The following is a 15,334-nucleotide window of genomic DNA, read 5'->3' as shown; positions in this document are numbered from 1 at the left end:
TTCCTTAACTGAAGATGGAACGAATTTAATTATCACTGATTCTGATGGAAGTACGGTGGCGATCGCACTGGCAGATATTGATACCAATACTACCAATGCTTCCTTTACCGAAGACGGAACGAATTTGATCATCACTGATTCTGATGGAAGTACGGTGGCGATTGCACTGGCAGATATCGCAGCAGAAACAGATACCAATACAACCAATGCAAGTCTTACTGAAGATGGCACCAACTTAATCTTAACAGACTCTGATGGAAGCACGGTGGCCATTGCATTAGCGGATATTGATACGAATACAACCAATGCTTCTTTTACCGAAGACGGAACGAATTTAATCATCACTGATTCCGATGGTAGTACGGTGGCGATTGCATTAGCGGATATTGATACGAATACAACCAATGCTTCTTTTACCGAAGATGGAACCAACTTGATCATCACTGATTCCGATGGTAGCACGGTGGCGATTGCATTAGCAGATATTGATACTAATACTACGAATGTATCTCTTGTGGTTACCGATTCAGACAGTGATGGTGCTGGCGATACTCTTACTTTAACTGATAGTGATGGCAGCACATTAACTGCGGACATCTCAATTGCTAATACAGATGATCAATTTGATGTTGAAGTACCTATTTTCCCAACAGAAGATACCAACGCAGATACCGTTATAGATGAAACAGATGCTGTTACCCAGGATTTAGATGGAGATGGAACCCCAGAGACAGATGTTGGAACTGCGTTAAATTCTATTGAGCGCATTACCTCGAAAGCGGCGAGAATATTTTATCCTCCTTCAATAGAAATTGATGCCTCCTCTACAGGAAATAATAGAACAGTAGATCTTTACCAAGAATACATTGATCAGTTTGGTTCGCCAACTGCGGCAAGTAATGGAGCGCCAGCAGCGCTACCTACCTACGCCAGAGATGAATTATACTATTATGTGACTTTTGCAGATCCTGCCGTATTCGGACCTCCCACAAATATTACTATTGGTGGTACCGGTGATGGAGCAAACGAAGGTGTCATGACCTATGATATTATAGCCACACCGGCAGATTTCAACACACTAATTAATGTAGTATTTATGGTAAAATAATCAAATGAGAATGAAAGTAAACTTCAACATACCGTATTACTTGTTAATTGTTTGTTTGTTTTTAATCTCAAACAAAGGCATAGCACAAGACACATTTAGAGATACGTTTGGTAGTTCTAATTATGGTCGAAACGATGGTAATCAAGCATGGTTTGCCAATTGGAACGAAATAGGAGAAGCTAATGATCCAGCAGCTGGTAGAATTTTTATTAATACCGGACAGCAACCCTTTAATTTCTTTCAGCTTCTGTTTATAAATCTTGATGCCGTATATATTGAAAGGCGATTAGATCTTTCTTCGTATGGATATTCTGTGTTGACTTTTGATTATGATGAGCTGGTATTTGATGAAATTCTTGACGTACAACTACGTGATAATGTGGGTAATTATCAAACCATTTTATCCATAGATAATACCTTTAACGAAGGTAGTTTTAAATATTTACTGGCTAATAATGAGCGATCTGCCGATTCTAGAATACGATTTAGGGATGTTAGTGGAGATCAAAACTGGGCCACTAATGAGGGAATTTTTATTGATAACGTAACCTTTACCGCCGGGAGTTCTGCTGTATACATCACTGATATTACGGTTAATGAAAATGCCGGAACCTTTACTTTTACAGCTCTTTTTACGGGTAATGCCACTGCTCCTTTCTCGGTAAATTATGCAACAGTTGATGGTACGGCCTATGCAGATTCAGACTTTATAGCTGATGCTGGAACATTCAATTTTACGGGTACTCCAGGTCAACAAATTACACGTACGATTACACTGGTAGATAATAATTTTGTAGAAGATGATGAAACTTTTACTATTGCCTTAAGTGGTTCTACTAACGGCGCTATTGATTTATTTAACAGTACCGTCACCATAATAGATGATGCAGACGCAACTGCAGTTCCTAACGAACCAACCCTTAATCTTTTTGATGAATTTGACGGCAACTTTGACTATGCTACCACAGGAGGTTCTTTGAGAACGGAACCTAATTCCGGGAATCAATGTGCTATTACTACGTCAGACTCTGCAGATCTTACCTCGGCAATACCCGCTGGTTCTACCATAGAAAAAGCATTTTTATATTGGGCACATTCTGGTACTTCTGCAGATGATGTTGTTACATTTGAAGGACAGCAAGTTGCTGCCGATATAGTTCAAACAGCATTTAATGGATTGATTTATGGTATGATAAGTGACGTTACAGCCTTAGTAAGTGGTTTGCCTGATCCATCAGGGAACACTTATGATTTTAGTGGGCTTACTATAGATAACACTAATAATAGTGTTGCGTATTGTAATGCCGAATTAGTAGTTGGTGGATGGACATTATTTATTTTCTATACGAATCCTTCTCTGCCGTCTTCCACAATCAATCTATATAGTGGTTTTAGCAATCTACAAAATACGAATCCGCCACAAAGTTTTCTTTTGGACAACTTCTTTGCAAATGGCTCTGCAGGATCCAAAACTACAGTTTTATCCTGGGAAGGAGATGTACCCTTGGCCAATGCAGAATTACTTACCGTTACTCCCAATTCAACAGGAACTCCGTTTACCTTGAGCGGTGATGGTAATAATAACGGTACGACAACAAACAATCCATTCAATTCTACCGTGTTTGATGGGACTACAGGAGTAAACAGAACTACAGAATATGGTTTAGATTTAGATACGTATGATATTTCAGCGATTATCCCTGTTGGCGAAACTCAAATAACCACCGATGTTGATGTAGGGCAAGATAGAGTATTTTTAAATGCGGTTATTTTAAAAGTTCCTAGTAATTTAATCAAAGGAACTGTTTTTGAAGATGTTAATTATCCGGGTGGGCCCGGTCGCAATCGTGCTGCCTCATCGGGAATTCCTATTGAAAATGCAACAGTAGAGCTATACCGAGAAGCTCCTGCAGGTACATTTACTTTTGTTGAATCTACATCAACAGATAGTAACGGTGAATATATTTTTGGAGGCATGATCAATGATGATTACGCCGTGAGAGTGGTTAATAGTACCGTAAGATCTATTCGAAATGGTGCTAGCTGTACCTCATGCTATGGTGTACAAACATTCCGGACTTTTCGATCTCCAACTTCAAATGTCGAAGTAGATGATGAAGTAGGCGGTACCAACCCTGCAGCTCAAGATGCTGCTGCCGGTACAGCAACTGGTGCACAAAGTATATCCCCTGTAAATATTGATAATGAAGGTGTAACCAACCTGGACTTTGGTTTTAATTTTAATACTATTGTTAATACGAATGCCACCGGACAAGGATCATTAGAACAATTTATAACCAATTCAAACAACCTTAATGAAACTGGTTTGGACATCGAGGCACATCCCAATGATGGATCAATTAATCCAGCTGCGGGCGAGGATACTTCTATTTTTATGATTCCTCCTACTGGAGATCCATTGGGCAGAACACCAGATGCAGGATATATTGTAGCCGATGGATATTTTGATATTTTTATTAATTCTGGAAGTTTACCTGTAATTAGCGACAACAATACAGTAGTCGATGGGCGAACACAAACTGCATATTCTACAGACACAAACACGGGTACTATTGGTGCAGGCGGTACAGCTGTAGGCACAAATAATACCCTATTACCCAATTATAATCTACCAGAAATTCAAGTTCGAAAAAATACAGGTTCTGGTTTTGGTTTTGAAATTGATGCTAATAATGTGGTGGTAAGAAATACGGCCATTTCTGGTGATAATGCAAGTTTTGACGGTATACGTATAACTTCTGGAAGTAATATTTTGATTACAGAAAACTTGATAGGTACAGACGCATTGGGTAATCAATTAGGAGTAGATAGACATGGCATACGAGTTAATGGAGGTGAAAGCGTCATCGATGGAAATTATATTGCCGGATTAGGAAGAAATGGTGTTCGGTTTAATGGAGGAACTATATCTTCTATACTGCGAAACAATCACTTTAATGGTAATGGTGTTGCAAATTGCGATAGTAACGTTGAAGCTCAAGGTGGAGGTAGCGGAATTGTTATTGAAAACAATTTAATAGAAAATGGAGGTAACTATGGTGTAGATAATATAAATAGCGTTGCGATGATTATTGATCAAAATACAATACGTGATACCGGAGCACTTTCTACAGGCTGTGCGAACCAAATAGGAATAAGAACTCAGCAACCAAACACCACAATAACCGGAAATGTTATCAATAATAATGGTAGAGTAGGTATATTTATTAGTAGTGGGACGGGTAATTTAATATCTCAAAATTCGATTTTTGCTAATGGCTTTACTGAAGCAAGCCTGGGTATCGATATCGGTAACGATGGTGTAACTATCAATGATAACGGCGATGGCGATGGCGGACCCAATAACAGATTAAACTTCCCAATCTTCGATTCTGCCGTAGTATCTGGTAATAATTTGATAGTTACCGGTTGGGTGGGTGCTGGTGCAACGGTCGAGCTGTTCTTATCAGATATTGATACAGGAGATGCAGCTGCAGGCGATAATGCCATTGATGGACCTTCTGGCGTCATAACTCAAGATTATGGTGAAGGAAAAGTCTTTTTGGGATCTGCTATAGAAGGAAGTCCCGATGATAATGATGGTAATATTACGGCATATACGGCAGATGTAGACGGAAATGAAGACACTACCAATAGATTCAGTTTTGTTATCCCTTTGGGATCAGCAATACCCGTAAATAGTATTATTACAGCAACCGCTACAGTAAGCAATTCCACTTCAGAATTTGGAACAACATATGTAGTTAAAAGAGCAGCGGTAATCACTAATCGAAGAATAACTTATAGAGTTAAAGCAAATTAATTTTAGTAACCATAATCATAAAATCAAATAATGAATTATAAAACAAATATTTTGGTAAGGCTATAATTGTAGAACTATTGATATATTTGTAATACGTTATAAATAAGGTAAGCACGTTTATAAAAATAGCAGTTAATCGAGTTAAAGATGCAATTCACCGATACTTTAATGCTTTTTATCGTCAAAAAATAATATACACTTTAAATTATTCGTATATTTACCATATATTTTTTACGGTTAAACCGTAATGCCTTAGATACCCCAATATAGGAATGAACAGAATAATTTATTTCATAATATGTATGCTTTCCCAAATTGTTGTAGGTCAACAAGCCTTTCGCAATATTGGGAATATACAAATTCACGACAATGGTGAAATTGGTTTTCATACCGATCTCATTAACGATGGCACATTTGATCAAAACCTTGGTTTTGCAGGTTTTTACAGCCCTGATGACAGATTGACTATTTCTGGAGATAACCGACCGGTTTTTTATAATATGGAGATTGATGTATTTGATGATCTTTATCTTGAAGTTGCCACCGGAGTACAAAACTTTCAGGAATTTACCAATGGAAGAGTGCAAACCCCAAGAAATCGCGGTGATATTACCACCTCATTGGATTACCTTAATGATGCTCCCTATAATGGCGAAAATGACAACCGCTTTGTAGATGGTTATGCATCATTAACAGGAGATTTAGATTTTACATTTCCCGTTGGCGATGATTTTAGATTAAGGCCCATGCGTGTTACAGATGGTGCTTCTGTAAATACTAGCAGAGGTGCTTATTTCTTTGAAGATCCAAATTTCCCAAATTTTTTCCCAGAACGCTTTGATACCACAAACCTCGCTTCTAATGTATTAGCGGTGAGTATATTTGAGTATTGGGATCTTGATGGAGACACTCAAACCCAAGTAACACTTACCTGGGACGATAATAGTAATATCCCTACATTGGTAGACGATCTGGAAAACCTGAGAGTGGTAGGATGGAACGAAATCACTCAAGAATGGGAAAGTTTGGGTAATTCAGTATTCTCTGGTGATGTTAGCAATGGTGAAATTACTTCAGAATCTTTTATTCCCGATAATTATACGGTGCTTACTTTCGGAACTTCAGAATTACTATTAGACGGGGACCTTCAGGTATTTACTGCAGTTTCTCCAAATGGAGACGGAAATAATGACTTTTTCAGAATACAAGGATTAGCTAATTTCCCAAATAACGAACTATCGATTTTTAATAGATGGGGAGTTTTAGTATATCAAAGGGAACGATATCACGAGGCACAGGATGATAACGGCTCTGATGCTTTTATAGGTATTTCAGAAGGTAGAACAACCATTGCAGAAGGAGAAGAACTTCCTGTGGGGACGTATTATTATGTTTTGAAAATAGACGGTCAAAAAGATCGGGCTGGATATTTGTATATTAATCGATAGTTTTCTGTCAAACGCTATTTTATTACCTAACCGATGAATATGTAAAAAACTTCTGAAAGTTTATTGGGTAAAACGATCAGAAGTCATACATCTCATTAATTCAAATTACAATAACTCGATTTGATTTGTAATTCAAATTTATTTTCCATTTATCTTAGAATCCTCCTCCGCAATTCATAGGGGTCGTACCATCATCACATAATTCATGGCAATATCTCACATACCAACCGTTTTCAACCGGACAATATCCCTCTCTGCCGAATGGGCCATCTCCTCCTCCTATTTTACTTCTTTGAGCTCTATCTAATTGCTTTACTCCTGATTGTTTTAAAATGTTGTTTAACATGATTCAAATAATTTAAAGGTTAATAATATTTTTTTAATAATGTGCGAAATACGAATATTTCGCATTTGATTTAGAATCCTCCTCCACAATTCATAGGGGTCGTACCATCATCACATAATTCATGGCAATATCTCACATACCAACCGTTTTCAACCGGACAATATCCCTCTCTGCCGAATGGGCCATCATCCCCTCCTCCTATTTTACTTCTTTGAGCTCTATCTAATTGCTTTACTCCTGATTGTTTTAAAATGTTGTTTAACATGATTCAAATAATTTAAAGGTTAATAATTTTTTTTATCGATATGCGAAAAATGAATATTTCGCATTTAATTTAGAATCCTCCTCCACAATTCATAGGGGTCGTACCATCATCACATAATTCATGGCAATACCTCACATACCAACCGTTTTCAACCGGACAATATCCCTCTCTACCAAATGGACCATCATCCCCTCCTCCTATTTTACTTCTTTGAGCTCTATCTAATTGCTTTACTCCTGATTGTTTTAAAATGTTGTTTAACATGATTCAAATAATTTAAAGGTTATTACTAATTCATTTCACTTGATCCTTTAAAGACATTTCAAGTATGGTCTAAAGTATTCTTGCAAGAATTATTTTTACATGGGCATATTCAAAAAACCCAATGTTTGATAATCTATTACTTTTAATATCTCTTTGTTTAGAAATACTAAACCCAATAAAATGAATTGTGTAAAGTGAAGTGAATATTTAAATTGTAAATATTTTGAAAGCCCCAGAATAATTTTCATCACATTGTGTTGTAGTTTAAATTATTCTTTTATATAATGTTAAATAATTTTCAAATTCTTAAAACATTATGACACAAATATAAAGGATTGCTATTTAAGAGGTCTAAAGTTAAACATCAATTACATTATGGGTAAACCATAAATAAGACTCCGATGAAATACAATAATATCCGATAAACTCCATTATTACTGATAATGCTGCTAATTTTTTCATTTAATCAAAATCTCATTATTTTAACATTTTTTAACATTTTTATTTATTTTTTAACGAAAAAATTACGGAAAACCATAAATATAATAGCAAATTATAGAGAATAATTTCATTTTCTTCAGTAAAAAATTGCATAATTATGATATAAAGTTTTCATTTTACCCACACCAGACTATTTCAAAGTACAAGTGTTCAATTTTGTGATAAGAAAACCATCGAAAAAATAATCAGAGATGAAACAATAATATGAAATCAAATACGAGAAAAATGTACCTTTACGAATTAAAAATTGCGTCGCTCACATGATGCTTTTTTGCAAAAATTAATATACATTTATCTCAACAATAGAAAATTCTAAAAAAAAGAAAAAACTATACTAATGAAAGAAAAATCAGGAAAAATACAGGATGTTATCGATAAAAAGTTTTTAGAAGAGCGTAGTGTATTTCTATGGGGGCAAGTAGATGATAAATCAGCAAAACATGTGATCGATAGATTGATGTACCTAGATATGATAAGCGATAAAGAAATTAAACTATACATTAATAGTCCGGGAGGGTATGTTACCTCTGGATTTGCAATATACGATACTATCCAAAGTTTAAAGAGTCCCGTGTCTACCATTTGCACAGGATTGGCCGCTTCTATGGGATCTATTCTGCTAAGTGTTGGTAAAAAGGGACGCAGGTTTATTCAACCCCATGCCAAGGTAATGATTCATCAACCAAGTGGTGGTGCAAGGGGTCAGGCTTCAAATATTGAGATTCAGGCTACAGAGATATTAAAAACTAAAGAATTAAGTGCTCAAATCCTGGCAGATAATTGTGGTCAGGATGTAGAAAAAGTACTAAAAGATTTTAATCGAGATTACTGGATGGATGCACAAGAGTCTTTAGAATATGGTATCGTAGACGGTATTTTAGAATAATAAAGGCACACCCTAGAGAATTTGATGTTAAGGAAAGATTTTATAAAGATCAATTTGTTAGGTCTAATAGGACTATCAGTACAATCCTTCTCCCCGTTTCAGTTTGAATTTTCTAAGGATGATCTAATGGGCAAGAGCAATCCCTCGCTTTTTGGAGAAGGATATAAATTGAGAAAAGAAGCCCACGAAGCATTTTTAAAAATGAAGACTGAAGCCGCCAAGAGTGGCTTTGAAATAAAAGTAGTTTCGAGTTATCGCAATTATGCGCATCAAAATCGCATCTGGGAACGGAAATATAGAAAGTTCACTCAAGAGGGATTACCTCCTACCGAAGCTATTAAAAAAATCATAGAATATTCTACAATTCCGGGAACCTCAAGACATCATTGGGGGACGGATATCGATATAGTTGATGGTAATGCCCCACAACCCAAAGGATTACTTCTCGAAGAAAATTTTGAAGGTGATGGGCCCTTCTGTAAATTTAAAGAGTGGATGGATAAATACGCCAATTCCTTTGGCTTCCATTTGGTGTACACAGACAAGAAAGATCGTAAAGGATTTAAATATGAGCCTTGGCATTACTCTTATGCCCCACTTTCTATTCCTATGCTACATGCATACATGAAATTAGATATCAAAACAGCACTACAAAATGCCAGACTATTAGGATCAGAGTTTTTCTCTGAAAAATTCATTAAAAAGTACCTTTCACAGAATATTTTAGACATTAATCGATATTTATTTTGATTTTTTCATAATTTTGTCTTAATTTTATTACATACAAAAGCCCCGTTATATGAAAAAACCATTACTATTTTTTTTACAAATTGCGTTGTTATTAACCGTATTAACCTCATGCAGTTCAGATAACGATGTCGATATACCTTCAGAAAATTCTGAGTCTTCTGTAGAAGAAACAATACTGAGTCTAGTAAATGAGCATAGAAGAAGTTTATCCCTTGAAATTTTAAAAGAAAATGCAACCGCAAAACAATTAGCCGTTAATCATGCTCAATTTATGGCTAATCAGGAAGAACTTAGTATTGACGGCAACGCTGAAAGAAAAGCGCAACTACAAAATACAGAAAGTGCCACCGCGGTTATAGAGTTAAATTCAAGATTTTACAGCCCTGAGGAACTCGTTCAAAATTGGTTAACCCAAGGTTCTCAAACCAAGAATACTCTTGAAAGCAATTATTCTGACGTTGGAATCGCAGCCGTAAAAGATAAGAATGGAAATAACTATTATACATTAATCATGTTTCGTGCACGCTAACTCATACAGTTGGCATGCAAATAAAAAAACTTTAGTTTAATAGAGGGTTCCCTACAATACTAAAACTTAAAAAATTAAGTTAATTAAAGAAAGTAAATTAAAATGAAAATAATATTTCATCGTTCAATATTAGTTTTAATCTTATCGCTAATCATGTTTTCTTGTTCTGAAGATGACAGTAATATTGATACTACTAATGAAATTACTGTAGTAGATGAAATTTTGAACTTAGTGAATGAGCATAGACAAAGCCAGAGCTTATCTATTTTAGCAAAAAGCGCCACTGCCGAAGAACTGGCTATTGATCATTCAAAATATATGATTTCTCAGGGTCGTATCAGTCATGATAATCGAGATGCAAAGTTTCAAACATTACAAGAAAAGGAAAATGCCAGAAGTTTTGGAGAAAATGTTGCGTCGGGTCAAAATTCTGCACAATCTGTAATGACGGGTTGGTTAAATAGTAGTGGCCACAGAGCCAATATAGAAGGAAATTATACACATATTGGTATTGCTGCCGTCAAAGATGAAAACGGACGATTCTATTATACTCAAATTTTTTATCGCTAAACTATGCAAACTCAACTATGCTAGTTAGCACTAATCCTAATTTTTTACTATAGAATGGTAAAATAGAAACCTCTAGTAGTTGCTTGCTAAAAAGTGTTTTAAACATTTTATTAGTAAGCAACTTTTTTATTTAGTAACTTTAAATATTAACTATTTTCAAATTCTAATGAGACGTGGCGGTTTAAAAATCCGAATACTTATAGGTCTTGCAATTGTAGCTTTCGCTTTCTTTAAAAAATGCAATAATGAAACCTTGAATCCTTATACTCAAAGAGTACAAAATATTAATATGACCAGTGATCAGGAAATCGCAATCGGTTTGCAAAGTGCCCCTGAGATGGCTCAACAACACGGAGGCCTACATCCTGATCAAAAATTGCAAAGTTATATCGATAGGGTAGGTAGTAAATTGGTCAATTCGAGTATGGCAAAACAAACGCCGTACAAATACGACTTTCATCTTTTGGCCGATCCCAGTACCATCAATGCCTTTGCTTTACCAGGGGGGCAGATTTTTATCACTTATGCCCTACTTTCTCAGCTTGAAAATGAAGATCAGGTCGCCGGTGTGCTTGGTCATGAAATTGGACATGTGCTTGGAAGACATTCTGCAGAAAGAATTGCCGAACATGAATTCTGGAAAACGATCTCTACAGGAGCATCTGTGGGTGCTGATGCAGGAGGCATTGTAAATAATATTGGAAAAAATATACTACTGGGAAATGGCAGAGATGATGAATTAGAAAGCGATAAACTTGGCGTCTTGTTTATGATCAATTCTGGATACAATCCGGAAGAAATGATTGGTGTCATGAACATATTAAAGGCTGCGGCCGGACCAGATCGAGTTCCTGAATTTCAAAGTACTCATCCCGATCCCGATAACCGTATAGAAAAAATAAGAGAAGCTATAAAAGAATTTAGTAAATAAACTAAATAAGTAAAAGCTATTCAAAAAATGCTTCAACAACATTTTCAAATAGCTTTTAGTTCTTACAAAAATTTCAATGCTTAAGACAACTCCTCCAGAACTGCTATAGCATCTTTTGCGTTTGATAATTTTGCAAATTTCATAGCATTATGACCTTTACTGTCTTTGGTGCTAATTTTTGCTCCTTTCTGAACGAGTACCTTAATAATGTCTGCCCTGTTGTAACGGGCGGCATACATAAGTGGAGTCATCCCTTCGGATTTCTCGTTTACATCACTTCCCAATTCGATCATTTTTTTGACTGTGTCTAAATCCCCTTTTACTATAGCCATGCAAAATGGACTTACTTTAGCTTTCAAGATCTTTTGCTCATAATTATGACTATTGGTAGTCATTTCTACTCCTGTTGCAAAACTTGCAGAAGCAATAAACATAACCGCTAATACGGTAAAAATTGATTTTTTCATAATGAAATTGATTTTTGAGTTATTGATTGACTTATATATACAAGACTTCGATACTTATAAATTTGTTACAGATATATTTTTAAATAACAGAACTTTAACCTTACTACAACAAAATATTGTGATTGCCGATAAAAACGAAAATTCGATTACTACGGTCGTAGTAATCGAATTTTAAGAGGAGAACGAACAAATCAATCAATCAAACAAAATCTTTACTGTTCCAATATCGTATCCACCAAAAGTAAAGTCTAAAAAACTGTATTGATAACGAGTGGCTATTCTCATAAATTAAAAAATGATAGTTTTACTATTGATTAATGATATATATACACGCAAATATACTATTAATAGTTTCATTTTATCACATTAGACCATTAAATAACATGTTTTTAACTTTTTAGTGGATAGCATATTTTGATAATCATTACAACATTATCAATCAAAAGAAAACCGCTATTCATTATTATTTAGATGAAATAGCGGTTTTACTTTGTCTTTCTTGAGCTACTATAAGGAGCAAAAACTCCTTTTTATTATAGGCTCAATAACAATTCTTCAGCTTCATGGGCCCCTGATAATTCTGCGTATTTAACTGCTTTGAAGCCTTTACTATCTTTAGTTCCAAGTTTTGCTCCGTTTGCAACCAGAAGTTTAATGATCTCAACTCTATTGTAACGAGCTGCATACATGAGTGGAGTCATCCCTTCTGAAAATTGATTAACCTCTGTACCTAGTTCAATCATTTTTTTTGTCATCTCGTAGTCACCTTTTGCGATCGAAAGGCAAAAAGGAGAAACATTAACAGCTTCTGTTTTTGCTACTTTGTAAGCATCAAGATCTTTTACCGGATCGTTTGCAAATACGAAACTCATGGTCATACTTAACACTAAAATTGATAATTTTTTCATTTTTTACTTTTTTAAGTTCATTATTGATTTGTGTTTTGCCAAATTTGACAGTACAAATGAATTATATTATTCTAAAAAATAATACTCAAATTTTAAGAATAACTCATTTTTAACCTTCTAGACACAGATTAGTTAAGAATTTCATAAAAACCAGCTTACTCATAACTTTAATAAAAAGTTTAAATGACCTAGGAATAACTCTAGCTTTTTGTATGCTTATCGATGAAGTTGTAACTTTGCTTCTTGTACCTTTTTAAAAAGAGCAAATTTAAATAACAACCAACCAAAATTTTAATTCTGAGCTCGTTATGAACAAGAAAGTAATCTTGATGATTTTAGATGGATGGGGTACCTCTCCTGATCCAAAAGTATCAGCAATTGATCATGCAGAAACACCCTTCATTGACAATTTATACAAAAAATATCCTTATGCTTCTTTGCGTACAGATGGACTTCATGTAGGACTTCCGGATGGACAAATGGGAAATAGCGAAGTTGGGCATATGAATCTGGGTGCTGGTAGAATCGTGTATCAGGATTTGGCTAAAATCAATTTAGCTGTAGAAAAAAACACTTTGAAAGATGAACCTGCGCTTATAGATGCTTTTCAATACGCTAAAACTAATAACAAGAATATTCATCTCTTGGGGTTGGTAAGCGATGGTGGTGTGCATTCACATATAAATCACATCAAAGGTCTACTTGATGCGGCAAACTCTTATGATCTAAAGAATGTCTTTCTTCATGCTTTTACAGATGGTCGAGACGTAGATCCAAAATCAGGTAAAGGGCATTTAAAAGATATTCAAGATCACATGTCTCAAACTACAGGAAAGTTAGCTTCTGTTATTGGAAGATATTATGCAATGGATAGAGATAAACGATGGGAACGGGTTAAATTGGCTTATGATCTTCTGGTAAACGGCATTGGAGAATCTTCTGATGATGCTCTAGAAAGTATTCAATTGAGCTACGACAATGGAATTACTGATGAATTTATAAAACCTATTCTAGTTCAAGAAAACAACACTCCGATGGCTACTATAAAAGATGATGATGTTGTGATCTTCTTTAATTTCAGAACTGATCGTGGTAGAGAACTAACCGAAATGCTTTCTCAAAAAGATATGCATGAGTACAATACCCATAAGTTGCCTCTATATTATGTTACCATGACTAATTATGATGACACATTTAACGATATCAAAGTAGTTTATGACAAGGAAAATATTACGGAAACTCTTGGCGAAGTACTCTCCAGTGCTGGTAAAAAGCAAATTCGAATTGCCGAAACCGAAAAATATCCTCATGTCACCTTCTTTTTTTCTGGCGGAAGAGAAGAACCTTTTGAAGGAGAAACCAGAATTCTAAGAAATTCTCCAAAGGTTGCTACGTATGATCTAAAACCAGAGATGAGTGCATATGAGCTTAGAGACGCTTTGGTTCCCGAATTGGAAAAAGGCGAGGTCGATTTTGTGTGTTTAAACTTTGCCAATGGGGACATGGTAGGGCATACAGGGGTAATGGAAGCAGCTATCAAAGCTTGTGAAGCTGTAGATGCTTGCGTAAAAGATGTAGTTAATACAGGTCTCGAAAATGATTATACTACCTTATTGATTGCCGATCATGGTAATTGCGAAACTATGATCAATCCCGATGGCACTCCCCATACAGCACATACTACCAATCCAGTTCCTTTTATTTTGATAGACAACGATCGAATTGAGGTAAAAGATGGAGTATTAGGAGATATGGCACCGACTATTTTAGATCTAATGGGAGTTACTCAACCAGAAGCTATGACTCAAAAGTCCTTAGTAAAGTGAACAAAAACACTGATTCTTTTTTGTTAAACTACATTTAAAGTATTGCAGTTGGTCTTACCTTTCTAGTATATTAGTTGTACTCAATCAAAAAAAATGAAGAAAATATATATAATCTTTATTGCCTTATCTTTAAACGCATGTATAAGCGCGTCAATTTCAGTAAATAATTCACCAGCTGTAGAAAAGAGTCCCAACGAAGTGTCAGAACAAGATAAAAATACACCTTCCTCACAATCAAAACCTGAAATTTTGGTAGGTAAACAAGATAGAAAAGCTCTGGAACAAGAACCATACGACACCTGGTTCAACAAACATTATGAAAACTATACAGTAGATACCGAAACTGTAACCAAAATATCACCTTATCTTAAGGATGTTTCTATTAAAGCTTTTATGGGTACCTGGTGTGGAGACAGTAAAAGGGAAACCCCGACGTTTTATAAAATATTAGATGCTGCCGAATTCGATTATGAAAACTTAGAACTTATAACAGTCACCAGAGCAAAAAATACTCCTGATGGTCTTGAAAAAGGATTAGATATTGTACGTGTGCCCACCTTTATCTTTTACAAAGATGGAAAGGAAATAGGTCGTTATGTAGAATTTGCACAAGAAACTCTAGAAAAAGATATACTTGCCATCGTATCTGGCCAGCCATACAAACATTCCTACGAGGATTAAATTATATATCCTATATTCTTCGTAAATTTGC

Annotated in this window: 16 protein-coding genes; 11 read left to right on the top strand and 5 right to left on the bottom strand. The window is 35.3% G+C overall.

Features of this window, described 5'->3' with window-relative positions; genetic code table 11:
• From ACFSJT_RS10810 to ACFSJT_RS10800, 3 genes are all read left to right on the top strand, one after another.
• Positions 1-1,108, top strand: a 1,108-nt coding sequence (locus tag ACFSJT_RS10810; protein WP_378320274.1) for a hypothetical protein, incomplete at its 5' end; no start/stop codon positions are given.
• 10 nt (positions 1,109-1,118) lie between these two features.
• Entirely contained in the window at positions 1,119-4,931 is a 3,813-nt protein-coding gene (locus tag ACFSJT_RS10805; protein WP_378320273.1) for a Calx-beta domain-containing protein, read from the top strand.
• A 302-nt stretch (positions 4,932-5,233) separates the two neighbouring features.
• On the top strand, positions 5,234-6,379 hold the full coding sequence (locus ACFSJT_RS10800) for a gliding motility-associated C-terminal domain-containing protein (protein WP_378320272.1): 1,146 nt from the start codon (positions 5,234-5,236) through the stop codon (positions 6,377-6,379).
• 154 nt (positions 6,380-6,533) lie between these two features.
• Here ACFSJT_RS10800 and ACFSJT_RS10795 read toward each other — a convergent pair whose 3' ends face one another.
• The 3 genes from ACFSJT_RS10795 to ACFSJT_RS10785 all read right to left on the bottom strand — a co-directional run bounded on the left by ACFSJT_RS10795 (position 6,534) and on the right by ACFSJT_RS10785 (position 7,254).
• A complete protein-coding gene (locus tag ACFSJT_RS10795) occupies positions 6,534-6,725 on the bottom strand; it encodes a hypothetical protein (protein WP_378320271.1) in 192 nt (63 codons plus the stop codon).
• Positions 6,726-6,795: 70 nt separating this feature from the next.
• On the bottom strand, positions 6,796-6,990 hold the full coding sequence (locus ACFSJT_RS10790; protein WP_378320270.1) for a hypothetical protein: 195 nt from the start codon (positions 6,988-6,990) through the stop codon (positions 6,796-6,798).
• A 69-nt stretch (positions 6,991-7,059) separates the two neighbouring features.
• Positions 7,060-7,254: a hypothetical protein gene (locus ACFSJT_RS10785; protein ID WP_378320270.1), complete on the bottom strand. Its 195-nt coding sequence runs from the start codon at positions 7,252-7,254 to the stop codon at positions 7,060-7,062.
• 838 nt (positions 7,255-8,092) lie between these two features.
• Here ACFSJT_RS10785 and ACFSJT_RS10780 point away from each other — a divergent pair.
• The 5 genes from ACFSJT_RS10780 (at position 8,093) to ACFSJT_RS10760 (ending at position 11,421) form a co-directional block, all read left to right on the top strand.
• Positions 8,093-8,641 (top strand): ClpP family protease, encoded by a 549-nt coding sequence (locus ACFSJT_RS10780; RefSeq protein WP_378320269.1) that lies wholly within the window; start codon positions 8,093-8,095, stop codon positions 8,639-8,641.
• Positions 8,642-8,665: 24 nt separating this feature from the next.
• Positions 8,666-9,391: a M15 family metallopeptidase gene (locus tag ACFSJT_RS10775; RefSeq protein WP_378320268.1), complete on the top strand. Its 726-nt coding sequence runs from the start codon at positions 8,666-8,668 to the stop codon at positions 9,389-9,391.
• A 49-nt stretch (positions 9,392-9,440) separates the two neighbouring features.
• Complete coding sequence (locus ACFSJT_RS10770; RefSeq protein WP_378320267.1) at positions 9,441-9,920, top strand: CAP domain-containing protein; 480 nt, start codon at positions 9,441-9,443, stop codon at positions 9,918-9,920.
• 102 nt (positions 9,921-10,022) lie between these two features.
• Positions 10,023-10,490 carry a CAP domain-containing protein gene (locus ACFSJT_RS10765; protein WP_378320266.1) on the top strand — a complete coding sequence of 156 codons (468 nt, stop codon included), beginning with the start codon at positions 10,023-10,025 and terminating at the stop codon, positions 10,488-10,490.
• Positions 10,491-10,656: 166 nt separating this feature from the next.
• The gene (locus ACFSJT_RS10760) at positions 10,657-11,421 is read left to right on the top strand and encodes a M48 family metalloprotease (protein ID WP_378320265.1); all 765 of its coding nucleotides are present in this window, start codon (positions 10,657-10,659) and stop codon (positions 11,419-11,421) included.
• 80 nt (positions 11,422-11,501) lie between these two features.
• On the opposite strand, the gene ACFSJT_RS10755 is transcribed toward ACFSJT_RS10760, so the two are convergent.
• Positions 11,502-11,888, bottom strand: coding sequence for an ankyrin repeat domain-containing protein (locus ACFSJT_RS10755; protein WP_378320264.1), 387 nt, complete (start codon positions 11,886-11,888; stop codon positions 11,502-11,504).
• A 1-nt stretch (position 11,889) separates the two neighbouring features.
• Here ACFSJT_RS10755 and ACFSJT_RS10750 point away from each other — a divergent pair, with 1 nt between their 5' ends.
• A complete protein-coding gene (locus tag ACFSJT_RS10750; protein ID WP_378320263.1) occupies positions 11,890-12,063 on the top strand; it encodes a hypothetical protein in 174 nt (57 codons plus the stop codon).
• A gap of 358 nt (positions 12,064-12,421) precedes the next feature.
• On the opposite strand, the gene ACFSJT_RS10745 is transcribed toward ACFSJT_RS10750, so the two are convergent.
• Positions 12,422-12,796, bottom strand: coding sequence for an ankyrin repeat domain-containing protein (locus ACFSJT_RS10745; RefSeq protein WP_378320262.1), 375 nt, complete (start codon positions 12,794-12,796; stop codon positions 12,422-12,424).
• Positions 12,797-13,104: 308 nt separating this feature from the next.
• Between ACFSJT_RS10745 and gpmI the strand changes: the two genes are divergently transcribed.
• Both gpmI and ACFSJT_RS10735 read left to right on the top strand, forming a co-directional pair.
• Complete coding sequence (gene gpmI / locus ACFSJT_RS10740) at positions 13,105-14,622, top strand: 2,3-bisphosphoglycerate-independent phosphoglycerate mutase (protein WP_378320261.1); 1,518 nt, start codon at positions 13,105-13,107, stop codon at positions 14,620-14,622.
• A gap of 93 nt (positions 14,623-14,715) precedes the next feature.
• Positions 14,716-15,303: a thioredoxin family protein gene (locus ACFSJT_RS10735; protein ID WP_378320260.1), complete on the top strand. Its 588-nt coding sequence runs from the start codon at positions 14,716-14,718 to the stop codon at positions 15,301-15,303.
• Positions 15,304-15,334 lie beyond the last annotated feature (31 nt).

This window comes from Aquimarina celericrescens, from assembly GCF_042682765.1.
Taxonomy (GTDB): domain Bacteria; phylum Bacteroidota; class Bacteroidia; order Flavobacteriales; family Flavobacteriaceae; genus Aquimarina; species Aquimarina celericrescens.
Note: the sequence above shows the minus strand (reverse complement) of the source record. Positions and strands in the feature narration are given on the sequence as shown.